The organism is Ancylobacter terrae, from assembly GCF_045108345.1.
Lineage (GTDB): Bacteria > Pseudomonadota > Alphaproteobacteria > Rhizobiales > Xanthobacteraceae > Ancylobacter.
Map to the genome: position 1 here is coordinate 716,920 of NZ_JBJGXH010000001.1, position 24,426 is coordinate 741,345.

Consider the following 24,426-nt stretch of genomic DNA (forward strand, 5'->3'; position numbering starts at 1 on the left):
TCACTCTCCGCGCCATTGCGGCGGACGGCGCGCGAGGAAGGCCTCGATTCCCTCGCGGAAATCGGCACTGCCATAGGCGGCGCGGACGAGATCGGAGCCGTCCGGGCGCGGCTCCAGCGCGACCCGCCTCAGCGCTTCCTTGGTTACGCGCAGGGTGATCGGCGCGTGATCGAGCAGGCGCCGGCAGGTCGCCTCGACCCTGGCGTCCAACTCTGCGGGGTCAACCACCTCGACATACCGCGCCGGCATCTCCTCGGCGGTCGGGGTCTCGGCCAGCATCAGCATGCGCTTGACCATGGCGGGACCAAGCGTTGCCGCAAGCCGCTGCAGGTTGGCGGTGGAGAGGGCGTTGCCGAGCGTCCGGGCGATGGGAACGCCGAAACGGGCGCCGGCGGCGGCGATGCGCAGGTCGCAGGCATTGGCGATGGCCATGCCGCCGCCCACCGCCCAGCCTTCGATCACCGCGAGTGTCGGGACGGGAAGCGCTTCGAGCCCGCCGATGTAGGATTCGATCCTGCGCTCATAGGCGACGGCGTCATCACCGGACCGGAAGGCGCGGAACTGCTCGATGTCCGTTCCCGCCACGAACGCCTTGCCGCCGGCACCGCGCAGGACGGCGAGGCGTATCGAAGGCTCGGCCGCGATCGTCGCGCAGGCCGCCGCGAGTTGTTCGTACATCGGAAAGGTCATCGCGTTGCGCGCGGCGGGCCGATCGAAGGTGATGCGCGCGATGGCGCCTTCGATGGTCAGCCGCACGGCGCCGGCGGCCGCTTCGGACGTCGAGGGTGACATTTGCGGGCCTCCATCGGTCGGGTTGCCCGCACCCTAGCGTGTGACGGCCCATGTGCCATCCGCGACGATCGGCCCGTATCGATCGCGCGCGAGCGTGCGTGCTATAGCTCGCCTCCATTCCAGCTTGGGGGATTGCGCATGACCGCGCTGACACTCGCCGCCGCCCAGACCATTCTCGCGACCGCGCTCGAGCATTGCCGCAAGGGTGACTTCAAGCCGATGGCCGTCGCGGTGCTCGATGCGCGCGGCGCGCTGAAGGCGTTCGCGGCGGAGGACAGCTCAAGCCTCAAGCGTGGGGAAATCGCCCATGCGAAGGCCTATGGCGCGCTGTCCCTCGGCATGGGGTCGCGTTCCCTGTTCAAGCGGGCGAAGGAGCAGGCGTTCTTCATCTCCGCCGCGACCCATGCGATCGGCGGTGCGATGGTTCCGGTGCCGGGCGGCGTGCTGATCCGCGATGCGGCGGGGGAGGTGATCGGCGCGGTGGGCATTTCCGGCGACACGTCGGATAATGACGAGGCGGCGGCGCTCGCGGGCATCGCGGCAGCGGGTTTTGCCGGCGATCCCGGCGCGGACTGACCGCGCTCGGGCGGCCGATCGAGCCTCTCCGGCTTTCGGCCGTGCCGGTGTCCGTTCAGGGATCGTCGGAATAGCGCTGCTCCTTCCAGGGATCGCCGCGGTCGTGATAGCCGCGCACCTCCCAGAAGCCGGGCGCGTTCGCGTCGACGAACTCGACGCGCTTCAGCCACTTGGCGCTCTTCCAGAAATAGAGATGGGGCACGACGAGGCGCACCGGTCCGCCGTGCTCGCGCGTCAGCGGCTTGCCCTGCCAGCTATGGACGAGAAGAGCATCCGGTGCCGCGAAGTCCTCCAGCGTCAGGTTGGTGGTGTAGCCGTCATAGCTGTGCAGCACGACATGGCTCGCCTCGGGCCTCGGCTCGACGATGGCGAGAAGATCGCGCGTGGACAGGCCTTCCCACTCGTTGTCGTAGCGCGACCAGGTGGTCACGCAATGGATATCCGTTACTTCGCGGGTCTGCGGCTGGGCGATGAAGGCGCTCCAATCCCAGTGCACCGGGGCTTCGACGGCACCGTCGACATCGAGCCGCCAGCGATGGGGCGGCAGCATCGGCTGGAGACCGAGATCGAGCACCGGCCAGTCGTTCACCAGATGCTGTCCCGGCGGCAGGCGGTCAGCCTCAGGCCGGGCAATCCGGCCGGTCAGGAACTTGCCGTCCCGCGCCCAGGCCTGCTTGGTGCGGGTCAGCTTGCTGTCGGGCGGAAGTTCGTCGTCCATGGCGTGTCGTCGCTGCCGTTCAGTTGAGGGCGGAGGAGAGCGCCGCGCCCGGCGAGGGGAGCGACGCTTTGATCTCGGCCACTATCTCATAAGAGCGCAGCCGGGCGGAATGGTCGTGGATCGCCGCCGCGACCATCAGTTCGTCCGCGCCGGTGCGGGTAACGAAGCGGGCGAGCTCGCGCCGGACGGTATCGGGCGAGCCCACGATGGAGCAGGCCAGCATGGCCGAGGCGTGCGCCTTCTCGGCCGGTGACCAGTAGGTCTCGATGTCGTCGATCGGTGCGGGAAGCAGGCCGCGGGTGCCGCGCAGCATGTTGGTGAAGGCCTGCTGGATGGACGTGAAGAGCCGCCGCGCCTCCGCGTCGGTATCGGCGGCGATGATGTTCAGCCCCGCCATGGCGTAGGAACGCGCGAGCTGGGCGGAGGGCTCGAAGCGGTCGCGATACAGCGCGAGCGCGTCGTCCAGCGCATCGGGAGCGAAATGCGACGCGAATGCATAGGGCAGCCCGAGCATGGCCGCGAGCTGGGCGCCGAACAGGCTCGACCCCAGTATCCACAGCGGCACATTGGTCCCCATGCCGGGCACCGCGCGCACGCGCTGGCCCGGCTGCGCGTCCGCGAGCAGCGCCTGCAGTTCCTGGACGTCCTGCGGGAAGCTGTCGGCGCTCGCCGGATTGCGACGCAGGGCCCGCAGTGTCAGTTGGTCGGTTCCCGGCGCCCGGCCGAGACCGAGATCGATCCGCCCGGGAAAGAGCGTCTCCAGCGTGCCGAACTGCTCGGCGATGACCAGCGGCGAATGGTTGGGCAGCATGATGCCGCCGGCCCCGACGCGGATCGTGTTGGTCGCCGCCGCCACATGGCCGATGACCACCGCGGTCGCGGCGCTGGCAATGCCGATCATGTTGTGATGCTCGGCCAGCCAGAAGCGCCGATAGCCCCATCGTTCGGCATGGCGCGCGAGATCACGCGACTGATCGAGCGCTACGCGCGGGGTGGCGCCTTCCGGCACCGGGGCGAGATCGAGCACGGAAAGGGCGACCATCGGCATTCTCGGCGCAGTGAGCAGGGAAGCTTTCAGATCGGGGCTGCGCACGGCGCGTTCAAGGTCGCGCCTGTCGCATACGCCGCAGGGCTTTTCGCAGTCGCATGCGCCGCGTGCATGTGATCGGGTGGAGCCGGGGCGGACGCCGTCCTAGAGTCGGACCGGGATTCGTCACGGTGCGTGCGGGGTCTGGACGTCGATGAGCGAAACGATCTCGCTGAAGCTTGCCCGACGCATCGCACTGGCGGCGCAGGGGTTCGCGGAACCGCGCCCGGTCGGGATGATCGGGCGTCGGCACATGCGGCGCGTGCTGGACCGTATCGGGCTGTTCCAGATCGACTCCGTCAGCGTGGTCGCCCGCGCGCATTATCTGCCGCTGTTCTCGCGCCTCGGCGGCTATCCGCGCGAGCTCATCGACGTCTCCGCCTGGGCCACGCCGTGCAGCCTGTTCGAATACTGGGCGCACGAAGCCTCGCTCTTGCCCGTGGAGACGCAGCCGCTGTGGCGTTGGCGGATGGCGCGCGCGGAGCAGGGGATCGGCATCTATGGCGGGCTGGCCCGCTTCGGCCGCGAGCGGCGGACCTATATCGACGAAGTGCTGGCGCAGGTGCGCGCCCGCGGCCCGCTCGCGGCGTCGGATTTCGACTGCGCGCGTGGCGAGGGCGGCTGGTGGGGGTGGAGCGAGGCCAAGCGGGCGCTCGAGTGGCTGTTCTGGGCAGGGCTGGTGACGACGGCCACCCGACGGGGATTCGAACGGCTCTACGATATACCGGAGCGCGTCCTCCCCGCTGCCGTCCTCGCCCTGCCGACGCCGGAACCGGCGGAGGCGCAGAGGCAGCTGCTGTGCATCGCGGCGCGGGCTCTCGGCGTGGCGACCGCCGGCGACCTGCGCGACTATTTCCGGCTTGCGCCCGATGATGTGAAGGCTCGCCTGCCCGAACTGGTCGAAGCCGGCGAGATCATCCCGGCCCGCGTCGAGGGTTGGTCGCAGCCGGCCTATCTGCATGCGGGCGCGCGTCGACCGCGACGCGTCGAGGCGCGGGCCCTGCTGGCCCCGTTCGATCCGCTGATCTGGGAGCGGGCGCGCACCGAGCGCCTGTTCGGGTTCCGCTACCGGATCGAAATCTACACCCCGGCCGAGAAGCGGGCCCACGGCTATTACGTGCTGCCGTTCCTGCTGGGAGACCGGCTGGTGACGCGCGTCGACCTCAAGTCGAACCGCGCCGGGAACGTGCTCCAGGTACAATCGAGCCACGCGGAGGAGGATGCACCGCCGGAAACCGGCGAAGCGCTCATCGCGGAGCTGCGACACCTCGCTGCCTGGCTGGGTCTCGAGCGGGTGGAGGTAAGCGAGGCCGGCGATTTCGCGGCGGCGCTGCGGCGGGCCTGTGCCGCGCCCGCCGCCTAGCGTCGCGCGGAGGCGCGGGGCTGCATCCAGCCGGCGATCAGGCGGGCGACAAAGAACGGCACCCAGATGGGAACATGGGCATAAGGGTTGTCGCTCGACACCGGACGCCGGAGAAAATGGGCTCTACTGACGTCGCGCCGCGCCTTCTGCGCGTCCATCGGTACGGCAGGCTTTCGTGTCTTGCTCATCGACGGACCGGGTGCAAAGGTTGAAGTCGAAGGATAGTAGCATTTTGTCTACGACAGAAAAACGAACGGGGACGGGTGTGGCGCAGCGTAAGTTCTACCTGTTGGTGCTGATGACCACTGACCGTGGGCAAGCGAGTGGTCGTGCCAGACCGTCACTATGCGGGCGGGGTCACCGCAGTGTCACCGAGGCCGGCAGGCCATGCGCAGGCTTCTGACGGCGGTGGCGATCGCGGCCGTGGCGCTGCCTGCGCTCGCCCAGGAGCGGCCGAATTCGATGAGCATCAATTGCGCCGTTCTGACCGATCTGGTCAGTGAACGCGGATCGGTGGTCATCGCGACGGGCTCCAACCTTTTCGACCGATATGTCGCCAACCGTCGGTTCTGCGACGCTTCCCAGACCATCCAGCCGGCCCGCCTGCCGACGCTGGACCAGCCGCACTGCTTCCTCGGTTATCGCTGCATTCCGCTTGATAATTCTGATCGCTGAGCGGAAGGGCTCACCCCGGCAAGGCCACGGGGAGGGTGTCTCATTTGTTCGGCGCCTACATGCCAGGGGCAGCGTAATCGAAATCGCCTCGATCGCCGGGCGCTCGCCGGCCTCGATCTTCGGGTGCTGAAGCACTATCCGGCGGGGCACCCGGAGATGGGTCGCTTTGCTAACTGAAATGTCTTGGGTTTGTTTGGTAGCGGAGGAGGGACTTGAACCCCCGACCCCAGGATTATGATTCCCGTGCTCTAACCAGCTGAGCTACTCCGCCGCCCGCGGGCGCGGGTGTCGCCGCGCCGTCGCAGGAGGCGGGATATAAGGAAGGGCGCGGAGAGGTGTCAAGGCGCCTCGGCATTTTGCGTGCACGATGTCGCGCCGCGGTGAGGCGAGCGCCCGCCGCGCGGTGTCCGTGGCGGCGATCTCCGGTTTCCCTTTCGCCATCCGGGCTGATATTGAGGCGGTCGTGTTCGTTCTCGCCCATATCACCGATCCCCATCTCGGCCCGCTCCCGCGTGCGCGTTTCTCGGAACTCGTCAGCAAGCGCATGCTGGGCGTGATGAACTGGCGGCGCGGCCGGCGGCGCCGTTTCGTCGCCGGCACCATCGAGGCGCTCGTTGCGGACATGCGGGCGCAGTCGCCCGACCACATCGCGGTGACCGGCGACCTGGTCAATGTCGGCCTGCCGGCGGAGTACCACACCGCGCTGGCTTTCCTCGGGACGCTCGGGGAGGGGCACGATGTCAGTGTCGTGCCCGGCAACCACGACGCCTATGTGCGCTCGACCGCCCATCACGCCCTGCTCAACTGGGGCGACTACATGCGTGGCGACGACCGTACGGGAGACGTGACGGCGCAGGAGGCGTTCCCCTATGTCCGCCGCCGCGCCGATGTCGCACTGGTCGGGGTTTCGAGTGCTGTGCCGACGCAGCCCTTCATGGCGACGGGGCGCGTGGGGGCGGGGCAACTCGTCCGGCTGGGCGGCATGCTCGACGATCTGCGCGCCGAGGGCCGTTTCCGTGTGGTGATGATCCATCACCCGCCCTGCGGGTTCCGATCGGCGCACAAGCGGCTGATCGACGCGCAGGCGGTGCGGGACTGCCTCGCACGGCACGGGGCGGAGCTGGTCATCTGCGGCCATGACCATCGCCCGATGGTCGAGCAGATCCTCGGGCGGGACGGCCTCATCCCGGTGGTCGAGGCGCCCTCCGCGGCGGCGGGCCCGGAGGATAGTCACTGGCCCGGCGGCTATCATCTCTACCGGATCGAGCGTGGCGGCGACGCCTGGCGCTGCACGCTGGAAGCCCGTGGCTTTGCGCCGGGAGACCTCGGTATCGCGACGCGCACCACGCGGCTTCTCACCGCGCCGCCGGTCAGCGACCGGTGAGAATGCCGCCGGCGAGGAAAAGCGCGCCGGCGCCCGCCACAAGGCCGATCAGGAAGGCGACGACGACGGGGCCGCGGCGCAGGCGAGGGGCCGCCGACACGGCAATGTCGCGGTCCCCGGCGCCCTTGGGGAGCGGACGGGGCGTCAGCGCGGGATCCTCCGGCGCATAGGCGGTCATCGCCTGCTCGCGCGCGACGAGGCGACGCGCCACGTAGCGCGTCACGGCATCGACGATGTCGTTGGCATTGGCGCTCTCGGCCAGCGCGTGCCGGCCGGCCCGGGTGTCCTGCAGGAGCCGATAGGTGCGCCGATCGCGGGCCATGGCGATATGCGCGACCATGTCGATGAACAGGCGCGGCGTCTCCCCGGGCATCAGCCCGCGATCGAACAGATCGGCATGTTCGAGGGGAATCTCGGCGAACACCGGCTCCAGCAACTCGTTCAGCATGGCGAGCCGGGCGAGTTCGGCGTCGCGCAGTTCGACAACGACACCGGCGCGCTCGGCGGATTCGAGCCGGGCCGCGCGCATCGCGTCGCGCAGCGAAGGGGCCGATGCCCCGCCTTGCGGGCGGCCGGTCTCGTCCATTGCCGCTGAATCCTCGTCTGTGAGCGGCGATAGTAGCGGCTCGCCTCCAGCTTCGCCAGAGCCGGGGCCGGCTGCGTCCGGCTCAGTAGAGCGTCTCGCGGTAGCGTCGGACCATCTCGGCCTGGCTCTCCGCCGTCTCGAGCGACAGTTGATCGCGCATTATCTCGCCCAGGCTCGGCAGGAGCGCGCGCTCGGTCTGCGCGGACGGCTCCCACAGGCGCGAGCGCATCATCGCCTTGCCGCAGTGGATATAGGCTTCGCTCACGCCGACGCGGAGCACGGTGGCGGGGCGGCGCTCGTTCACGGCGAAGAGATCGAGCAGATCGGCATCGTCGTGGATGGCGGCGGTGCCGTTCACCCGCAGCGTCTCGTCGAAGCCGGGGATGACGAAGAGCAGGCCGACGGCCGGGTTGGCGAGAAGATTGGTGAGATTGTCCAACCGGTTGTTGCCGGGACGGTCCGGAATCAGCAGCGCACCCTCGTCCGTGATGCGCACGAAGCCCGGGGCATCGCCGCGCGGGGAAACGTCCGCGTGGCCATCGGCGCCGAAGGTCGCGAGCGCGAGAAAGGGGCTCAGCTCGATGAAGCGGCGACAGTGCCGGTCGAGCGCGGGAAGGACCTTGCGGCGCGAGCGCTCGCGCGGTTCGCCATAGATGCGGCGCAGCTCGTCGAGGTGGGTGATGCGGGCCATTTGTGGCCTCCTTTTGCGAGAGTCAGGAGCGGACGACGATCTGGACCCGATCGGCGGCGAAGCAGGCGCGCGTGAACTGGATCGGCTGGCCGCGATCGCTGTTCACGCTTTCGACGATCATTACGGGCCGACCGGCCGGCAGGGCAAGGTGGCGCCGTTCCGTCTCGTCGGCCATGCGGGCGGTGATGCGGGTCTCGCGGCGGCGGTAGTCGCCGAGGCCGAGCGCTTCCAGCGCCCGCGTCACCGAGCCCGTCGTGGCGATGAGGAGGTCGAGGTCGCGGCAGCGATCGGCGATATACCAATGCGAGCCGTAGGTTAGCGGCACATCGTCGGCCTCGCGCACCATGTCGACGCGCAGCACCTGCGTGCCCGTCGCGATCGCGAGTGCGGCGGCAATCTCGCTGTCGGCCGGTTCCAGCCGCGAGCCCAGCACCCTGCCGCCGGGCGCGCGCCCGACCGCGGTGATGATCTCCGAAAAGCGGGTGCGCGCGGTGATCGGGTAGCGGATCGGCGCATGCCGCACGAAGGTGCCGCGGCCGGGGGTGGCCTCGATAAGTCCTTGATCCGTCAGGACGGAAAGGGCGCGCCGGAGCGTGTGGCGGTTGACCGCGAAGCGCTCGGCGAGCTCCGCTTCGGTCGGCAGGCGGCTGCCCGGGGTGAGCGTACCGGCGGCGATCTCGGCCTCGATGCGCTCGGCGATCTGCTTCCAGAGCGCCACCCCGGTGCCGCGCGCGACGTCGCCCGCAAGTGCGGGCGTGGCGTCGGCCGGGGCGGCCGGATGCGTCACGGCGTCGTCGTCGATCGAGGGCATGTTGCGGTGCAGTCCAGAGACGTATTGCATGTTTGTATCGATCAATATACAAATCGTGCCATTCTGTCCATCGGGTCTCCGCGATGAGCGATCACACCTGCCAAGGCATTGAAGACAAAGGCGCCTCTGCTGCCGTCGCGGCCCGTCGCGCGGTGATGTCGACGCTTGCGCGAGCCGACGGCGGCGAACTCGACGCCATGCTGGCGACGCTGGCCCCGCTGCCGGAGGTTCGGGATCTGCGCCCGCCCGAGATCGGGCTGGTGATGCTGCGCGGGCGCACCGGGGGGGATGGCGCGGCGTTCAATCTGGGCGAGGCGACGGTCAGCCGCGCGGCGGTGCGGCTCGCCGACGGGCGGAGCGGCTTCGCCTACCGGCTCGGCCGCGCGCCCGCCGCGGCGCGGGCGGCGGCGATCCTCGACGCGCTCTGGCAGGGCGGGGAGAGGGCGGCGGTGGAGCGTGTGATCGTGCCCGTCGCCGCACGGCTGAGGGCCGAGACCGCCGCGGTGAAGGCGGAGGTGGCGACCACCAAAGTCGACTTCTTCACGCTCGTGCGCGGGGAAGATTAGCATGCCGGATCAATCGCTTGCGCTCGGCTTTGCCGAGCCGGTGCGAGACGCGCAGGCCGCCTTCCGGGCGGCGATGTGGGCGCTCGCGCGGCCCGGGCGTTCGCGCCCTGTCGCCGCCGATCTCCAGCCGCCGGCGCCGCTCTCGCCGGTCGCGGCGGCGCTGGTGCTGGCGCTGGCCGATTTCGAGACGCCGCTCTGGCTGGATCCCATGCTTGCCGGGGTGCCGGAGGTGGCGCGGTTCCTGCGTTTCCATACCGGCGCGCCGATCGTCGCCGAGCCGGAACTGGCCGCCTTCGCGGTGATCGCCGATGCCGCTAAGCTACCGGACTTCAACATCTTTTCGCGTGGCACCCCGGATTATCCCGACCGCTCGGCGACGCTGATCGTGCAGGTGGAGCGCTTCACCGGGCAGGGAATGGTGCTCGAAGGGCCGGGTATACAGGGCGCCATCGCCTTCGGCGCGACCCCGCTTCCAGCCGATTTCATCAATCGAATCAAGGCGAATCGTGCCTCGTTCCCGCTCGGTGTCGATCTCCTGCTGGCGGGGCCGGATGCCGTCGCCGGGTTGCCGCGCTCGGTGCGGGCGAGGGAGGGCTAGGCCATGTATGTCGCGGCCAAGGGTGGCGAAAAGGCCATCCGCAACGCCCACCGTCTTCTCGCCAAGTATCGGCGCGGAAAGAGGAATCTTCCATCGATCGGGCTCGATCAGATCGCGCAGCAACTGTCTCTCGCGGTGGCGCGGGTGATGGTGGAGGGCTCGCTCTATGACCCCGGCCTCGCCGCGCTGGCGGTGAAGCAGGCGCGTGGCGACCTGATCGAGGCGATCTTCCTGATCCGCGCCTTCCGCACCACCCTGCCGCGCTTCGGTGCCTCGCAACCCCTTGATACATCAGCGATGTTGGTGCGCCGCCGCGTATCGGCGACGTTCAAGGACCTGCCCGGCGGGCAGGTGCTCGGCCCCACCTTCGACTACACCCACAGGTTGCTCGATCCGGCGCTGGCGGGTGTGGATGATCAGTGCGGTCAGGTGGACGATCAGTGCGGTCAGGCCGATGCGAACGATGCCGTTTATCCGCAGCCGGACGCCGATGACGCGATGCCCCGCGTCACCGATCTTCTCGACGCCGAGGGGCTGATCGAGGCCGCGCCGCCGGACGATGGCGCGGAGCCCTTCGACATCACCCGCGCGCCGATGAGCTTCCCCACCGACCGCGCCACCCGCCTCCAGACGCTGGCGCGGGGCGACGAGGGCTTCCTGCTCGCGCTCGGCTATTCCACCCAGCGCGGCTATGCCCGCACCCACCCCTTCGTCGGCGAGATCCGCTTCGGCGATGTCGAGGTCGAGTTCGTCGCCGAGGAGCTCGGGTTCGCCATCAGCCTCGGCACCATCGAGGTCACCGAGTGCCAGACGGTGAACCAGTTCCACGGCAGCGCGACCCGCCCGCCGCAGTTCACGCGCGGCTATGGCCTCGTGTTCGGCCAGTGCGAGCGCAAGGCGATGTCGATGGCCCTCGTCGAGCGGGCGCTGCGCTGGAAGGAACTCGGCGAGGAGTTCACCGCCCCGGCGCAGGACGAGGAGTTCGTGCTGGCCCATTCCGACAATGTGCAGGCGACCGGCTTCGTCGAGCATCTGAAGCTGCCGCATTACGTCGACTTCCAGGCCGAGCTCGACCTGGTGCGCCGCATGCGGGCGGAGAGGGCGGCAACCTCCCAGGCAGAGGATGCCCGGGAGGCGGCGGAGTGATTAGGCGAATTTTAGAAGCCGTTGGTGCGAAGGAAGGCGTCGATTGCTGCAACAGTCGTTTCGCGGGGGTCATGATTCCCGTTTATGAAATTACACAAAGTTGCTGCTGCAAGACCGCATTGCATTGCAATGCTGGAATAAGTGCCATTGGTCACAACCTTAAAATGAGCAAGCCGAATTCGCAGTCTGTTGATCATATATAATTCTCCTTTTTAAAAAAATAAAAAATGGACTTTGCAAATCAATTGAGGTCGCAAAATGCCGATAATTCTTGACCTCAAGAAAAATATATCAAAATATGATTGTGCTGTCAATTAAAAACTTCATCTTCTAGTGGAAGTCTCTTTCATAGAAAATGGTGATGTACATGTCATTTTGTCTTACCGGGCTTGCTGTTGTGTGCAGCCCTCCACTGCTGAGTGATATCGAATGACTTCGATGCCCGCCATCACCTACAACTTCGCCTATCTCGACGAGCAGACCAAAAGGATGATCCGCCGGGCGATCCTGAAGGCGATCGCCATTCCCGGCTATCAGGTGCCGTTCGCCGCGCGCGAGATGCCGATGCCCTATGGCTGGGGCACCGGCGGCGTGCAGGTGACCGCCGCCGTGCTCGGCGAGGGCGACGTGCTGAAGGTGATCGACCAGGGCGCCGACGACACCACCAATGCCGTGGCGATCCGCGGCTTCTTCGAGAAGACCGCCGGGGTGGCGACCACGACCTCGACGAGCGCGGCGACCATCATCCAGACCCGCCACCGCATCCCCGAGGCGCCGCTCACCGAGGAGCAGATCCTCGTCTACCAGGTGCCGATCCCCGAACCCCTGCGCTTCCTCGAACCGCGCGAGAGCGAGACGCGTGAGCTTCACGCATTGGCCGAATACGGACTGATGCATGTGAAGCTCTATGAGGACATCGCCCGCCACGGCCATATCGCCACCACCTATGCCTATCCGGTCGAGGTCGCGGGGCGCTATGTGATGGATCCCTCGCCGATCCCGAAATTCGACAACCCGAAGATGGACGACTGCCCGGCGCTGCAATTGTTCGGGGCGGGGCGGGAGAAGCGCATCTATGCGGTGCCGCCCTATACGCGCGTGCGCCCGCTCGACTTCGAGGATCACCCCTTCGCCGTGCAGCGTTTCGCCAAGCCCTGCGCCCTGTGCGCGGCGGAAGGCGTCTATCTCGACGAGGTGATCCTCGACGATCGCGGCGGGCGGATGTTCGTGTGCTCGGATACGGACTATTGCGCGAGCCGGCGGGCGGCGGGGCATGTGGGGGAGATGGGCGCGGCGGAGGGCTCGTCATCCCGGCCGGAGCCGCGCAGCGGCGCAGAGCCGGGATCGCGTTCCGGTGGGCCGCTTCCTTCGACGGACGATCCCGGCTCTCCGGCTCCGCCTCCGGCCGGGATGACGAACGAAGACGTGCCCGGCGCGACGCGTGCCGCGCCGTCCGGGATGACGGGGTTGGGAGCTTCGCCTGTGGCCGGGATGGCGGGGGAGGGGGCGAGATGAGCGCAACACCTGACCAGCCGCTCCTCGTCGCCGAACATCTCGGCAAGGACTATGGCGCCCGCATCGGCTGCCGCGACGTCGGCCTCGCCGTCTATCCGGGCGAGGTGCTGGCGGTGGTGGGCGAGTCGGGCTCGGGCAAATCGACCCTGCTCGGCCTGCTCTCGACCGAACTCGCGCCCACCGCTGGCCGGGTGCTGTACCGGCGGCAGGGCGAACTCGTCGACCTCGCCGGCCTCGGCGCGGCCGAGCGGCGGGCGCTGATGCGCACCGACTGGGGATTCGTGCGGCAGAACCCGGCGGACGGCCTGCGCATGGCGGTCTCGGCCGGCGGCAATGTCGGCGAGCGGCTGATGGCGGTGGGCAATCGCCACTATGGCGACATCCGCGCGAGCGCGCTCGACTGGCTCGGCCGCGTCGAGATCGCGCCCGACCGGATCGACGACGATCCGCGCGCCTTCTCCGGCGGCATGCGCCAGCGCCTGCAGATCGCGCGCAACCTCGTGACGCGCCCGCGCCTCGTCTTCATGGACGAGCCGACCGGCGGGCTCGACGTCTCGGTGCAGGCGCGGCTGCTCGATCTTATCCGCACGCTGGTGGCGGAGATGGGGCTCGCCGTGGTGATCGTCACCCACGACCTCGCGGTGGCGCGGCTCTTGTCGCACCGCATGGTGGTGATGCGCCATGGCCGGGTGATCGAGAGCGGGCTCACCGACCAGGTGCTGGACGATCCGCGCGAGGCCTATACGCAGCTGCTGGTGTCCTCGGTGCTGGCGGCGTGATGATGGAGCGACAAAGAGAATATGGCGGGGAGGTTTCTCCTGGGTCCCGGATCGGCGCTGCACGTCGTGCAGCTTGTCCGGGAAGCAAGCGTGGGGCCTTGCCTGATACCGCGTGTCCCGGACAAGTGATGCCGCAGGCGGAACGACGATCCGGGACCCAGCAGAGAGACTTTGGCAACGTTCCTTCAGGCCCTCTGCTCGCGCTCGAGGATCAACAGCCATGACGGACACGACCCCCCTCCTTTCCGTCTCCAACCTCTCCAAGACCTTCGTGCTGCACCTGCGTGAGGGGGCGCGGCTGCCGGTGGTGGCGGGCGCCGGGTTCGAGCTGTTTGCGGGCGAATGCGTCGCGCTCGGCGGGCCGTCGGGAGCGGGCAAGAGCTCGGTGCTGAAGATGGTGTACGGCAATTACCGGGTCGATGCCGGCGCCATCCGCGTGCGCGACGGCGCCGAGACGGTCGACGTCGCAAGCTGCGATCCGCGCCGGCTGATGCGGCTGCGCGCGACGACGATGGGCTATGTGAGCCAGTTCCTGCGGGTGATCCCGCGCGTCGCCGCGCTCGACGTGGTGGCCGAGCCCCTGCTCGGGGAGGGCGTGTCGCGGGAGGCGGCGCGCGAGAAGGCGGGGGCGCTGCTCGCCCGGCTGAACCTGCCGGAGCGGCTGTGGGGCCTGCCGCCGGCGACCTTTTCGGGCGGCGAGCAGCAGCGCGTCAACATCGCCCGCGGGCTGATCGCGCACCGCCCGCTGCTGCTGATGGACGAGCCGACCGCCTCGCTCGACGCCGCCAACCGGGCGGTGGTGATCGCGCTGATCGCCGAGAAGAAGGCGGCCGGGGTGGGCATGCTCGGCATCTTCCACGATGGCGACGTGCGCGCGGCGGTGTGCGACCGGGTGATCGACGTCACCCGTTTCGCGGGCCCTGCCGATGGGCTTGCCGGCGGCAAGGCCCGAGGGGCGGCGTGAGGGGAAAGACGATGAAAGAGACCGTCTACGCCAATGCGCGGCTCGTGCTGCCGGACCGGGTGGCGCACGGCCACCTCGTCGTGCGCGACGGCGTGATCGCCGAGATCGGCGCGGGGGCGGTGCCGGCGGGGGCGATCGACCTCGCGGGCGACTATTTGCTGCCGGGCCTCGTCGAACTGCACACCGACCATGTCGAGAGCCACCTGTTCCCGCGCCCGCGCGTGCGCTGGAACCCGCTCGCCGCGGTGATGGCCTATGACGCGCAGATTGCCGCCTCCGGCATCACCACCGTGTTCGATTCGCTCAGGGTGTGGCCCGAGACGCGGGCGGTCGGCGTCGAGGGCGATGCCGGGCCGCTGGCGCAGACGCTGAAGGCGGCGGGCGCGGCCGGCATGCTCCGCGCCGAGCATCACGTGCACCTGCGCTGCGAGGTGGCGGCCGACGGCGTGGTCGCGGATGCGCAGGCGCTGATGGAGATGGCCGACGTGCGGCTGATCTCGCTGATGGACCACACCCCCGGCCAGCGACAGTTCCTCACCGAAGCGCATTTCCGCAGCTACTACCAGAAGAAGGCCGGCATCACCGACGCCGAGATGGACATCATCGTCGCCGCGCGGCTGGAGGCGCATCACCGCCATGCCCGGCCGAACCGGGCGCGTCTGGTCGAGATCGCCCGCGCGCGCGGCATCAAGCTGGCGAGCCATGACGATGCGAGCGCGGCGCATGTGGCCGAGGCGGTGGCGGACGGCATCGCCATCGCCGAGTTCCCGACCACCGAGGAAGCCGCGGGTGCCTCGCACAAGGCCGGCATCCGCGTGCTGATGGGCGCGCCGAACCTGGTGCGCGGCGGTTCCCACGCCGGCAACATCGCCGCCGCGGCGCTGGCGCGGGCCGGCACGCTCGACATCCTCTCCTCCGACTATGTGCCCGCCAGCCTGCTGCTCGCCGCCTTCGCGCTGCCGCGCCTTGTGCCGGGCATCGCGCTTTCCGAAGCGGTGGCGCTGGTGAGCGCCAATCCCGCCCGCGCCGTCGGCATGGACGACCGCGGCGCCCTTGCGCCGGGGCTCCGGGCGGATTTCATTCAGGTGGCGGTGGCCGGCGAGGGAGCCGAGTCCGTGCCGGTGGTGCGCAGGGTGTGGCGTGAAGGGGAGCGCGTGGCGTGAGTCTGGCCGATATCGTCCCCTCGCCCGTGCCGCTCGGCCCGGGGGTGCTGGTGCTGGTGGTCGGCCCGTCCGGCTCGGGCAAGGACACGCTGCTCAACTATGCGCGCGGCCGGCTGGCCGGGCGTGGGGGGATCGTGTTCGCCCGCCGCCGCATTACCCGGCCGGTGGACGGCACCGAGGATCACGAGCCGCTCGCCGTCGCCGCCTTCGAGGCGGGGGTGGCGGCGGGGCGCTTTCCGCTCGCCTGGCGGGCGAACGGGCTCGGCTATGCGCTCGGCCCGGAGGTGGCGGAGGCGATCACGGCGGGGCGCTGCGTGGTGGCCAACGGCTCGCGCGCCGCGGTGGCCGAGGCGCGCGGGCGCTTCGCCCATGTGAAGGTGGTGCATGTCTCCGCGCCCGCCGAGCTGCGCGCTCTACGCCTCGCCGCGCGCGGGCGCGAGGCCGGCGAACAGGTCGCCCAGCGCCTCACCCGCCAGCCGGTGCTCGACGAGGCGCCGGACCTCTCCATCGTCAATGACGGCGCGGTCGAACAGGCCGGCGCGCGGCTGGTGGCGTATCTGGAGGGGGTGTGAGGGGCTCACAGTCCGCTCGCCGGGTCTTCCGCCTTTTCGCTTCGTCGGGACCTACGGTATCATTGGCGATGATCCGGTCATCGCTCATTGATTTCCTGAATACCGGGTGCTTTGGCCCGCTGCGGCCTGGCGCGACCATGGACGAGGTTGTCGCTCTGCTGGGGGAGCCTGGAGAACGGATGGGCGATCCTCCATCGCACTCGCCGCACCGTCCGTATTGGCTCTATGGCAATCTCGAACTCCAGTTCGATCTGCCAGAAGACGCGGCGCCTTACGTCGAGTTCCTGCAGATCGACATGCCGGAGCGATTGCGGAAGAAGGCACGCAGACTGGCAAAGAACCTGATGCTGGAGCTGCACGGCCTGAACTGCCGCTCACGCCCGTCGCAATTCATCCGTGCGATAGACGACATCGACCGGGTCGAACTCTCTCTCATCAACTCGGGATATCCCTACGTGACGATGTATGTCGATGATTTCCTCGAGATCAATTTCGACCATTGGTCGCTGGACCCAATCGAGGCGCCGCCGCCGCTTCGTGGATACATAAGAAGGCTCGACACGGAAACGTCGGTGGTCGACCTCTATTCCTTTGATGCCCGATTTCCCAGCACCCGGAGCAGGAAGGCGAAAAACTGGCCGGAGCGCTACGCGCCGTTCACGGTAACGGGGCGCGACTACCTCAAGGCGCTGGAACGTTGACACGCCGCCGCCCGTGTGGCGCGGTCGTCGTTCACCGATAATGGTCTGGAAGGGTCGAGGCGGAGGGCGGGTTCGAGCGCGCGGATACACGCCCGGCCTGTCTATTGCCGGTATTGCTGGATGCGCGTGGTGCGCAGGCCGGCGAGGCCGTGGCGGTCGATCGACGCCTGCCACGACAGGAATTCCTCGGTGGTCAACGTATACCGCTTGCAGGCCTCCTCGAGACTGAGGAGACCGCCGCGCACGGCCGCGACAACTTCCGCTTTCCGCCGGATCACCCACCGCTTCGTGTTCGGCGGCGGGAGATCGGCAATGGTCAGCGGACTGCCATCCGGCCCGATTACGTATTTGACCCTCGGGCGGTAGGGTTCAGTCATTGGTACGCTCACTAAACACACCCAATCAGCTGAGGACGGTAGTCGCGAGCGATGAATATTTCCCTAAGCGTTTCACGTGATTTTGAGACGGCTTGCCGGCGTGTTTTATTAATAGTTGATCAATCTTTCGTTTACTTCTGCGCTGCAGCAGAAATGGTTAACAACGCGGCGGGCACCGCAAGGGAAGCGGGGCGGCGGCGCAGCAACGCCGCGAAAAGGCGGGGCTTCGGCGCCGCCGGGGGCGGCATCGCGCGGCGTCGTGTTGGCCGGTTCGGTTCCCCGCGCGCGCCCCGGCCGGCCGGTTCGGCTTGCGTCGGGTGCCCGTGCTCCTTAGATACCCAGCATGTCCCCGGCGTCGTTTCCGGCGAGGGGCGGCCACGCCGGAACGCCTGATGATCCGTCTCGACGACACCAACCGCGATCCTGCCTCCACCCGCGTCGTCGTGGCGATGTCGGGCGGGGTGGATTCCTCGGTGGTGGCCGCGCTCTACGCGCAGGCGGGCTATGACGTGCTCGGCGTCACGCTGCAGCTCTACGACCATGGCGAGGCGATGCACCACCGCCCCGGCGCGTGCTGCGCGGGGCAGGACATCTACGACGCGCGCATGGTGGCCGAGCGGCTGGGCATCGCCCATTACGTGCTCGATTACGAGAGCCGCTTCCGGCAGGAGGTGATCGAGAACTTCGCCGCCGCCTATGCGGCCGGGCAGACGCCGATCCCCTGCGTCGAGTGCAACCGCACCATCAAGTTCCGCGACCTCCTGGAGACCGCGCGCGACCTCGGCGCCGATATCCTCGCCACCGGCCATTACGTCACCAGCCGGGCGCTGCCGGGCGGCGGGCGGGCGCTCTACCGCCCCGCCGACGAGAGCCGCGACCAGAGCTATTTCCTCTACGCCACCACGCCGGCGCAGATCGACATGCTGCGCTTTCCGCTCGGCGAGACCAGCAAGCCGGAGGTGCGCGCGCTGGCGGAGAGCTTCGGCCTCGCCATCGCCGACAAGCCGGACAGCCAGGACATCTGCTTCGTGCCGACGGGCCGCTACACCGACATCGTCGAGAAGCTGCGCCCCGAAGCGGCGGAGCCGGGCGACATCGTGCATCTCGACGGGCGGGTGCTCGGCCGGCACGGCGGGGTGATGCGCTACACCATCGGCCAGCGCAAGGGCCTCGGCATCGCCGCCCGCGAGCCGCTCTACGTGGTCGGCATCGATGCGGCCGCGCGGCAGGTGGTGGTGGGGCCGCGCGAGGCGCTGGGCGTCTCGGTGGTCGCGGTCGACGACGTCAACTGGCTGGGCGACGAGCCGCTCGCCGCCGCCATCGCCGCCGGGCGCGACATCCATGTGAAGGTGCGCTCGACCCGCCCGCCGGTGCCGGCCCATCTCGCCCGCGGCGCGGACGGGGCGCTCGCCGTTCACCTGCACGCGGCGGAGGAGGGCGTGGCGCCGGGGCAGGCCTGCGTGTTCTACGCCGATGGCGAGCCGCATGCGCGCCTGCTCGGCGGCGGGGTGATCCGTCGCGGGGCGCCGCCCTTCACGCGGGCGACACAGGCCGCCACGATGATGGCCGCGGCGGCGCGCTAGAGCACGCGCCGATAGGCTTGCGGAGCAGGCCGATCGGATGACGCGCGCTCTGTTGCGATTTTAGAGGGCGATTTGCCGATCGGATTGATCCACTCTGATCGGATCGCGCGCCGGAGGGATTCGCGCCGCGCCGGCAACCGCGGGCCGTGTCCCGCGTTGGTGTAGGCCGCCGTCCGGCGGGGAGGACGGGGTGTCGCGTTCGCGTCGCCCTCGGGGTAGCAGGGGGACGCATGACCACCGATCTCGATCGCGCCACCGTCGAGGAGGCCTATGCCCGCTGGGCGCCGATCTACGACGTCGTGTTCGGCGCGGTGTTCGATCCCGGCCGCAAGGCGGCGATCGCGGCGGCCGAGCGGATCGGCGGGCGCATCCTCGAATTCGGCGTCGGCACCGGCATGGCGCTGCCCGCCTACAAGCGCTCGAACCGGATGGTCGGCGTCGATATCTCCGAGCCGATGCTGCAGAAGGCGCGCGAGCGGGTCGCGAAGGAACGGCTCGACCATGTCGAGGGGCTGTGCCTGATGGACGGCGCGCATCTCGGCTTCGACGATGCCAGCTTCGACGTCGTCGTCGCCCAGTTCGTCATCACCGTGGTGCCGCATCCCGAAACGACGCTCGACGAGATGGCCCGCGTGCTGCGGCCGGGCGGGGAGATCATCCTGGTCAACCATCTCGGCGCCGAGGAGGGCCTGCGCGCCTCGTTCGAGCGCTGGTTCGCCCGCCGCGCCCGCAAGCTCGGCTGGCGCCCCGAATTCCAGTTCGCCCGCCTGAAAGACTGGGCCGCGCGCAACGGCACGGTGGAACTGGTCTCGGCGAAGAATGTCGGGCTGGGGGTGTATACGCTGGTGCGGTTCCGGAAGGTGGCGGGTGCCGGCGAGGGGGATGCGGAGGGGTCAGCGGAGCGGATGGCGGGGTGAGAATATTCAAATTCTAATCGAGTTATTTATCCTGAGATTCTCCTCTAGTCTCTTCTTCTCTTCGGCTAACCGTGCCACTTGTCTATGTTTTTCTTCTGCATTTTTTCGTTTCAAGTCATGACTTAATTCGGATGTTGCTTTAGGCAGCCATTGTTTAAAATAATTTATCACGTCCTGTATGGTGTGGTTTGGCACGTGAACGTATACATCTCTGTCTTTAAAATTGAATGCTGCTGGCGGTATTCCTGAAACGCTGGTGTAATTCCCTAAATTTTTCAGGGAAACTATCCAGTCCTTGCTTGGTGCCTCATCGAGAGAAAGGCGGAGGACGCCGTCTTCATAATATGCTCCCACCAATGTTGGCGGGGTGTAGGCAAACTTATCAATAATCGCATCTCCGGAGACCACGGTTCGATCTATTTTGTCGATTTTTTGCCGTTGAAAGAATGTTGCTTCGTATCGCCGGATATTCTCTTTGATACTGGCGATGTTTGCCGGTCTTTCTGAGGGACTGTGACGTAACATGTGCGCGATTATTGGATCGAGAAATGCATATGATGGGAATTTCGCAGATATTGGTTCATATGCAGTTCCGTGCGGCACGATTCCCGTAAATAATTCATGGAATATGAGGCCGAGTGCATATATGTCTGCCGCTATACCAGCAGGGTCTCTTGGAACTCGCTGCTCCGGGGCGGCATACGCGAAGTTAGCGAGGCGCGATGCGGGTTTGGTTTCAATCGAGGTTCTCAATTCCTCTTCACTGAAGTGAGCCACCCCAAAATCAGAAATGACCACTTCCGTGTAGGATTGATCAATGAGGATATTTTCTGGCTTTAGGTCTCGATGAATTATTCCTTGCAAATGAGCGGCTTCCACTCCATCCAGAATATTGGAAATAATGCGGATAGCCACCTCCGGTGGGATTCCCGCATTAAGTGCCTTTCTCAGGCTTCCCCAATATATCGGCATCACATAAAATGGGCCGTCTAATGATTTATGTGATGAATATCCGGAATCGATAACCTTTATGATATGAATATGCTTATTTCTCATCAAGAAATGAGTTTCGTTTTTAAATCTCTTTCTCTTCTCGGTAGAAGTTCCCGTCAAAATCTTTATTGCGACTTGATCGCCGCCAGAATTTTTCGCCGCATACACGCGACCCGCGCCACCCTCGCCGATCGTTTCCAAAAGTTGATATGTATCAAAGGTCGTCTGAAGGATGGTCTGCATGGCGCTGGTCGCGAATCATTGAGCTAACTTTATTCACGAAAGATATTTTCCTTGCTTGCTTTCGTCACCACCCCAACACTGGCCCCACCGGCACGATCCCCGTCGGGTTGATGGTCTTGTGGCTGCCGTAGTAGTGCCGCTTGATGTGGGTGAGGTTCACCGTCTCGCGCACCCCGGGAACGGCCAGGAGTTCAAGGAAGTAGCGCGACAGGTTCGGGTAATCGGCGATGCGGCGGATGTTGCACTTGAAGTGGCCGACATAGACGGCGTCGAAGCGCGCCAGCGTGGTGAAGAGCCGCCAGTCGGCCTCGGTCGGGCGCGCGCCGAGCAGAAAGCGGCTGCCGGCGAGGCGGTCGTCGAGCTCGTCCAGCATGGCGAACAGCGCGCTCACGGCTTCCTCGTAAGCCTCCTGCGCGGTGGCGAAGCCCGCCTTGTAGACGCCGTTGTTCACCGCATCGTAGATGCGCGTATTCAGCGCGTCGATCTCGGCGCGCAGCTCCGGCGGGTAGTAATCCTCGCGCGCCTCGGTGAAAGCGTCGAAGGCGGAATTGAACATGCGGATGATCTCCGCCGATTCATTGCTGACGATGGTGCCGTGCGCCTTGTCCCACAGCACCGGCACGGTAACGCGGCCCGAATAATGCGGGTCGGCTTCCAGATACACCTCGTAGAGCCGGGCCTTGCCGAGCACGGTGTCGCCGGTCGCGCCCGGCGTGAGGCCGCCCGCGCCATCGCCGAACACCCAGCCCTCCGACCCCATCAGCGGATCGACCACGTCGACGCTGATGAGGCTGTCGAGCCGCTTCAGCGCGCGGAAGATCAGCGTGCGGTGCGCCCAGGGGCAGGCGAGCGAGACGTAGAGGTGATAGCGCCCCGGCTCGGCCTTGAAGCCGCCCGTGCCGGTGGGGCCGGCGCTGCCATCGGCGGTGATCCAGTTGCGGAAGGTGGTGGTGGTGCGCTGGAAGCGGCCGCCGGTGGACTTGGTGTCGTACCACTGGTCGGTCCATTTGCCGTCGACGAGAAGGCCCATCGCTCACTCCTGCGCTCTGCCTACCGGGCCGGCAGGATGGGGGAGAGCGGGCACGGATGCCAGTGGGGGCTCTCACGCCGGGGCGAGGCGCTTGAAATAGAGCCGCGTGCCGGTGAGCCCGCCATGCGGCTTCAGCGCGAAACCGGGGATCTCGCCGGCGAAGACGAAGCCGTGTTGCTCGTAGAGCCCGGATGCGCCCTCCTCGCTGGCGGTGTCGAGCACCAGCAGGGTGCGCCCCCGCGCGATGGCCAGGCGCTCGGCCTCTGCGAGCAAGGCGGAAGCGATGCCGCGGCCGCGGAAGGGCGGGCGGGTCATCATCTTGGCGATCTCGGCGCGGTGCGGCTGGTTCTCGGGCAGCGCGAGCTGCAGCGTCACCGTGCCGGCGAGCGTCTCCCCGCGAAAGGCGCCGAGGATGATGCGCTCGCCGCGTGCGGCGCCCTCCAGCGCCGCGCGGCAGAAGGCAGCGGCCTTTCCGGCGTCGAGCGGGTGCATGAAGCCGACCGAGCCGCCGCCCGCGACCGTCTCGATGAGCAGGCTCGATAGCGCGGCGATGGTCGGCTCGTCCGGGGCGAGGGGGCGGATGGTGGCGGCGTCGGGCATGGCGGGGCTCGGGGTGCGCTACAGGCGGGTGAGGGCGACGAGATAGCGGCAGGGCGCGTCGGTCTCGTTGGCGAAGACGATGTCGGCGGGCGGGCCGAAGCCGAGGCAGTCGCCGGGGCGCAGCGCGTGGCGGGTCTCGCCCTCGACGATGACGAGTTCGCCGGCGCGCAGCTGCACGATCTGGCGGATGCGGGCGAGGGACGAGGCCGGCAGCGCGACCCGTGCGCCGGGCGGCAGTTCGACCTCGACCAGCTCGACCGGATGATCGGGGCGGGCGAAGATCTGCCGGCGGACATAGCCGCTTGCGGGATCGCGCCACAGCGGCTGCTCCGCCGCGCGCACCAGCCGATCGCCGCCCTCGGCGCGCAGCAGCAGGCCGGCGAGGGTGAGGTCGAAGGCGGTGGCGAGGCGCACCAGTGTCACCGCCGTGGGGCTGATCTCCCCGCGCTCGATCTTGCTGATGGTCGCCTTGGCGAGGCCGGCGCGCGCGGCGAGATCGGCCAGCGACCAGCCGCGCGCCTCGCGCTCGAGGCGCAGGCGGGCGGCGAGGCGGGTGCCGGTATCGTCAATTATGATGGACATATGTTTCTTATAGTAGTCAGGCTTGGGGCGTGGCAAGGGCGTCCGGCCCGCGCCCCGGCGCCCGCGCGGGTGTCGCTTCAGGTTGGCGGCGAGGCGCTGGCGCGCATGCCGCGGGGGGGCATCCGGCGCCATGGTCTCGCCCGGCCGTGGAGACCGGGTGCCGCGCCCGCCAAGGTCCCGGGACGGGGACGCCTCCCGCCTCCGGCGACGCTCCGGCTCCGCTGTCGCCGCCTCGTCTTGGCGGAGGCCGGGATCGGATCGGCCTGATCGGCCTCGCGCGCCGGCGGACGGGACGGGGATCCGGCGCCGGTCCATCGCCCGCGACGAGCCCGGGTGGCCCGCGTGGCGCGGCTGGGCGGGCGGTGATCCCGAGGACCACCGCGTCGGTCTGGTCCGATGCGGGCGGCGGTGCGTCAGGCGGCCCGCACCGGCGCGGGGCGTGTGCGTCACCTTCATTGACAGATGAGGATGAGAGCCGAAACTGTGTCGTTCCAGTACGATACGGGCGTTTGCGGGCAGATCGATTCACGTCCCTCACCCGTTGCGAATGCCGGGCGGTGGCCGTCCGCGCGGATCCACCCCGGGGCCGCTCGCGTCCGCCGCCCGGCGCCGCTGCGGCGGCGGCGATGGGGGCGGGCTCTCGACCTCGCCGGCCGGCTGTGCTATCGGGCCGGACCTTCGGGAACGAGACCCATGATGCGGCTGCCGGTACAGCGACGACGAGACGAGCCCGCCCGCGCCTTCGGGCGCGCGCCGTCGTCTGCCGTCCTGCCGCCCCGCCCGTGAGCTCTCGCGGGTCGGCGCGCGGCCCCGCCGCATCGCATCGAGCCCGCTGATCCCATGACCGACCTTTCCATCACCCTGCTGCCCGAGAAGCCCTCCGACGATGCCGCCATCGAGCGGCTGGTCGCCCGCACCTTCGGGCCGGGGCGCTTCGCGCGCACCGCCTTCCGGCTGCGCGAGGGCAATCCGCACCGGCGCGACCTCTCCTTCACCGCCCATATCGGCACCATGCTGGTGGGCTCGGTGCGCCTCACGCCGATCCTGATCGGCGCGGCGCCGGCGCTGCTGCTCGGTCCGCTCACGGTGGAGCCGCCGTTCCGCTCGCACGGCATCGGCCGGCGGCTCTGCGAGCGGGCGCTGGCGGCGGCGAAGGAGGCGGGCGCGACGCGGGTGCTGCTGGTGGGCGACGAGCCCTATTACGGCCGGCTCGGCTTCGTGCGCGTGCCCAAGGGGCAGATCGTGCTGCCGGGGCCGGTGGATCCGGCGCGGCTGCTGCTGGCGACGCTGGACGGTGCGGCCATCGATAGCGTGGCCGGCGCGGTGCGCCGCGACCCGCCGCGCGTGGCGGCGGAGTAGGGGCGGCCCGGCCGCGCTTCCGGACCTATCACGATAACCCGTTTCGGGAGTCGGC

General features: G+C 68.2%; 27 protein-coding genes, 1 tRNA gene and 1 pseudogene. 16 read left to right on the forward strand and 13 right to left on the reverse strand.

The features are described from left to right. Entirely contained in the window at window positions 1-792 is a 792-nt protein-coding gene (locus ACEUEL_RS03350; protein ID WP_405702134.1) for an enoyl-CoA hydratase/isomerase family protein, read from the reverse strand. A 138-nt stretch (window positions 793-930) separates the two neighbouring features. Here ACEUEL_RS03350 and ACEUEL_RS03355 point away from each other — a divergent pair, with 138 nt between their 5' ends. Continuing rightward, on the forward strand, window positions 931-1,368 hold the full coding sequence (locus tag ACEUEL_RS03355) for a GlcG/HbpS family heme-binding protein (protein ID WP_405702137.1): 438 nt from the start codon (window positions 931-933) through the stop codon (window positions 1,366-1,368). 55 nt (window positions 1,369-1,423) lie between these two features. Here ACEUEL_RS03355 and ACEUEL_RS03360 read toward each other — a convergent pair whose 3' ends face one another. Together ACEUEL_RS03360 and ACEUEL_RS03365 are read right to left on the reverse strand one after the other, a co-directional pair. Next, the gene (locus ACEUEL_RS03360; protein ID WP_405702140.1) at window positions 1,424-2,086 is read right to left on the reverse strand and encodes a sulfite oxidase-like oxidoreductase; all 663 of its coding nucleotides are present in this window, start codon (window positions 2,084-2,086) and stop codon (window positions 1,424-1,426) included. Between the two features lie 19 nt (window positions 2,087-2,105). Next, a complete protein-coding gene (locus tag ACEUEL_RS03365) occupies window positions 2,106-3,128 on the reverse strand; it encodes an LLM class flavin-dependent oxidoreductase (RefSeq protein WP_405702142.1) in 1,023 nt (340 codons plus the stop codon). Between the two features lie 199 nt (window positions 3,129-3,327). On the opposite strand from ACEUEL_RS03365, the gene ACEUEL_RS03370 reads away from it, so the two are divergent. Further along, window positions 3,328-4,536, forward strand: coding sequence for a winged helix-turn-helix domain-containing protein (locus ACEUEL_RS03370; RefSeq protein WP_405702144.1), 1,209 nt, complete (start codon window positions 3,328-3,330; stop codon window positions 4,534-4,536). Here the strand turns inward: ACEUEL_RS03370 and ACEUEL_RS03375 are convergent. Further along, a complete protein-coding gene (locus ACEUEL_RS03375; RefSeq protein ID WP_405702147.1) occupies window positions 4,533-4,724 on the reverse strand; it encodes a hypothetical protein in 192 nt (63 codons plus the stop codon). The two genes, ACEUEL_RS03370 and ACEUEL_RS03375, sit on opposite strands and share 4 nt — an antisense overlap. Before the next feature lie 199 nt (window positions 4,725-4,923). On the opposite strand from ACEUEL_RS03375, the gene ACEUEL_RS03380 reads away from it, so the two are divergent. After that, a complete protein-coding gene (locus tag ACEUEL_RS03380) occupies window positions 4,924-5,211 on the forward strand; it encodes a hypothetical protein (protein WP_405702150.1) in 288 nt (95 codons plus the stop codon). A gap of 194 nt (window positions 5,212-5,405) precedes the next feature. Here the strand turns inward: ACEUEL_RS03380 and ACEUEL_RS03385 are convergent. Then, window positions 5,406-5,482 (reverse strand) — tRNA-Met (locus ACEUEL_RS03385). A gap of 96 nt (window positions 5,483-5,578) precedes the next feature. Between ACEUEL_RS03385 and ACEUEL_RS03390 the strand changes: the two genes are divergently transcribed. Beyond that, the gene (locus ACEUEL_RS03390) at window positions 5,579-6,595 is read left to right on the forward strand and encodes a metallophosphoesterase family protein (protein ID WP_405702151.1); all 1,017 of its coding nucleotides are present in this window, start codon (window positions 5,579-5,581) and stop codon (window positions 6,593-6,595) included. Here ACEUEL_RS03390 and ACEUEL_RS03395 read toward each other — a convergent pair. From ACEUEL_RS03395 to phnF, 3 genes are all read right to left on the reverse strand, one after another. After that, entirely contained in the window at window positions 6,582-7,181 is a 600-nt protein-coding gene (locus ACEUEL_RS03395; RefSeq protein ID WP_405702152.1) for a hypothetical protein, read from the reverse strand. The genes ACEUEL_RS03390 and ACEUEL_RS03395 overlap by 14 nt on opposite strands. A gap of 82 nt (window positions 7,182-7,263) precedes the next feature. Further along, the gene (locus ACEUEL_RS03400; protein ID WP_405702153.1) at window positions 7,264-7,872 is read right to left on the reverse strand and encodes a pyridoxamine 5'-phosphate oxidase family protein; all 609 of its coding nucleotides are present in this window, start codon (window positions 7,870-7,872) and stop codon (window positions 7,264-7,266) included. Between the two features lie 22 nt (window positions 7,873-7,894). After that, window positions 7,895-8,713 carry a phosphonate metabolism transcriptional regulator PhnF gene (gene phnF / locus ACEUEL_RS03405; RefSeq protein WP_405702156.1) on the reverse strand — a complete coding sequence of 273 codons (819 nt, stop codon included), beginning with the start codon at window positions 8,711-8,713 and terminating at the stop codon, window positions 7,895-7,897. 53 nt (window positions 8,714-8,766) lie between these two features. Here phnF and phnG point away from each other — a divergent pair, with 53 nt between their 5' ends. From phnG to ACEUEL_RS03450, 9 genes and pseudogenes are all read left to right on the forward strand, one after another. Next, window positions 8,767-9,249, forward strand: coding sequence for a phosphonate C-P lyase system protein PhnG (gene phnG / locus ACEUEL_RS03410; protein ID WP_405702158.1), 483 nt, complete (start codon window positions 8,767-8,769; stop codon window positions 9,247-9,249). Window position 9,250: 1 nt separating this feature from the next. Beyond that, a complete protein-coding gene (phnH, locus tag ACEUEL_RS03415; protein WP_405702160.1) occupies window positions 9,251-9,847 on the forward strand; it encodes a phosphonate C-P lyase system protein PhnH in 597 nt (198 codons plus the stop codon). Between the two features lie 3 nt (window positions 9,848-9,850). Then, the gene (locus ACEUEL_RS03420) at window positions 9,851-10,993 is read left to right on the forward strand and encodes a carbon-phosphorus lyase complex subunit PhnI (RefSeq protein ID WP_405702161.1); all 1,143 of its coding nucleotides are present in this window, start codon (window positions 9,851-9,853) and stop codon (window positions 10,991-10,993) included. Window positions 10,994-11,431: 438 nt separating this feature from the next. After that, a pseudogene (locus ACEUEL_RS03425) lies at window positions 11,432-12,289 on the forward strand (alpha-D-ribose 1-methylphosphonate 5-phosphate C-P-lyase PhnJ); the annotation flags it as partial. 215 nt (window positions 12,290-12,504) lie between these two features. Further along, a complete protein-coding gene (gene phnK / locus ACEUEL_RS03430; RefSeq protein ID WP_405702163.1) occupies window positions 12,505-13,287 on the forward strand; it encodes a phosphonate C-P lyase system protein PhnK in 783 nt (260 codons plus the stop codon). 220 nt (window positions 13,288-13,507) lie between these two features. Then, on the forward strand, window positions 13,508-14,251 hold the full coding sequence (gene phnL, locus ACEUEL_RS03435) for a phosphonate C-P lyase system protein PhnL (protein WP_405702164.1): 744 nt from the start codon (window positions 13,508-13,510) through the stop codon (window positions 14,249-14,251). Between the two features lie 11 nt (window positions 14,252-14,262). Beyond that, a complete protein-coding gene (locus ACEUEL_RS03440) occupies window positions 14,263-15,414 on the forward strand; it encodes an alpha-D-ribose 1-methylphosphonate 5-triphosphate diphosphatase (protein ID WP_405702167.1) in 1,152 nt (383 codons plus the stop codon). Beyond that, a complete protein-coding gene (phnN, locus tag ACEUEL_RS03445) occupies window positions 15,411-15,986 on the forward strand; it encodes a phosphonate metabolism protein/1,5-bisphosphokinase (PRPP-forming) PhnN (protein ID WP_405702170.1) in 576 nt (191 codons plus the stop codon). Before ACEUEL_RS03440 ends, phnN begins: the two co-directional genes overlap by 4 nt. Before the next feature lie 137 nt (window positions 15,987-16,123). Beyond that, entirely contained in the window at window positions 16,124-16,687 is a 564-nt protein-coding gene (locus ACEUEL_RS03450; RefSeq protein WP_405702172.1) for a hypothetical protein, read from the forward strand. A gap of 101 nt (window positions 16,688-16,788) precedes the next feature. Here ACEUEL_RS03450 and sciP read toward each other — a convergent pair whose 3' ends face one another. Further along, on the reverse strand, window positions 16,789-17,064 hold the full coding sequence (sciP, locus tag ACEUEL_RS03455; RefSeq protein WP_405702173.1) for a CtrA inhibitor SciP: 276 nt from the start codon (window positions 17,062-17,064) through the stop codon (window positions 16,789-16,791). Window positions 17,065-17,456: 392 nt separating this feature from the next. Between sciP and mnmA the strand changes: the two genes are divergently transcribed. Both mnmA and ACEUEL_RS03465 read left to right on the forward strand, forming a co-directional pair. Then, window positions 17,457-18,647, forward strand: a complete 1,191-nt coding sequence (gene mnmA, locus ACEUEL_RS03460; protein WP_405702176.1) for a tRNA 2-thiouridine(34) synthase MnmA — start codon at window positions 17,457-17,459, stop codon at window positions 18,645-18,647. Window positions 18,648-18,877: 230 nt separating this feature from the next. Next, on the forward strand, window positions 18,878-19,564 hold the full coding sequence (locus ACEUEL_RS03465) for a class I SAM-dependent methyltransferase (RefSeq protein WP_405702178.1): 687 nt from the start codon (window positions 18,878-18,880) through the stop codon (window positions 19,562-19,564). Between the two features lie 6 nt (window positions 19,565-19,570). Here ACEUEL_RS03465 and ACEUEL_RS03470 read toward each other — a convergent pair whose 3' ends face one another. From ACEUEL_RS03470 to ACEUEL_RS03485, 4 genes are all read right to left on the reverse strand, one after another. Further along, complete coding sequence (locus ACEUEL_RS03470) at window positions 19,571-20,800, reverse strand: serine/threonine-protein kinase (RefSeq protein WP_405702179.1); 1,230 nt, start codon at window positions 20,798-20,800, stop codon at window positions 19,571-19,573. 64 nt (window positions 20,801-20,864) lie between these two features. Then, window positions 20,865-21,830 (reverse strand): glutathione S-transferase family protein, encoded by a 966-nt coding sequence (locus tag ACEUEL_RS03475; protein ID WP_405702182.1) that lies wholly within the window; start codon window positions 21,828-21,830, stop codon window positions 20,865-20,867. 72 nt (window positions 21,831-21,902) lie between these two features. Then, entirely contained in the window at window positions 21,903-22,430 is a 528-nt protein-coding gene (locus ACEUEL_RS03480) for a GNAT family N-acetyltransferase (RefSeq protein WP_405702183.1), read from the reverse strand. A gap of 18 nt (window positions 22,431-22,448) precedes the next feature. After that, window positions 22,449-23,012: a helix-turn-helix domain-containing protein gene (locus ACEUEL_RS03485; RefSeq protein ID WP_405702186.1), complete on the reverse strand. Its 564-nt coding sequence runs from the start codon at window positions 23,010-23,012 to the stop codon at window positions 22,449-22,451. Window positions 23,013-23,852: 840 nt separating this feature from the next. Between ACEUEL_RS03485 and ACEUEL_RS03490 the strand changes: the two genes are divergently transcribed. Beyond that, window positions 23,853-24,371 (forward strand): GNAT family N-acetyltransferase, encoded by a 519-nt coding sequence (locus tag ACEUEL_RS03490; protein ID WP_405702189.1) that lies wholly within the window; start codon window positions 23,853-23,855, stop codon window positions 24,369-24,371. The last annotated feature ends 55 nt before the right edge of the window (window positions 24,372-24,426 follow it).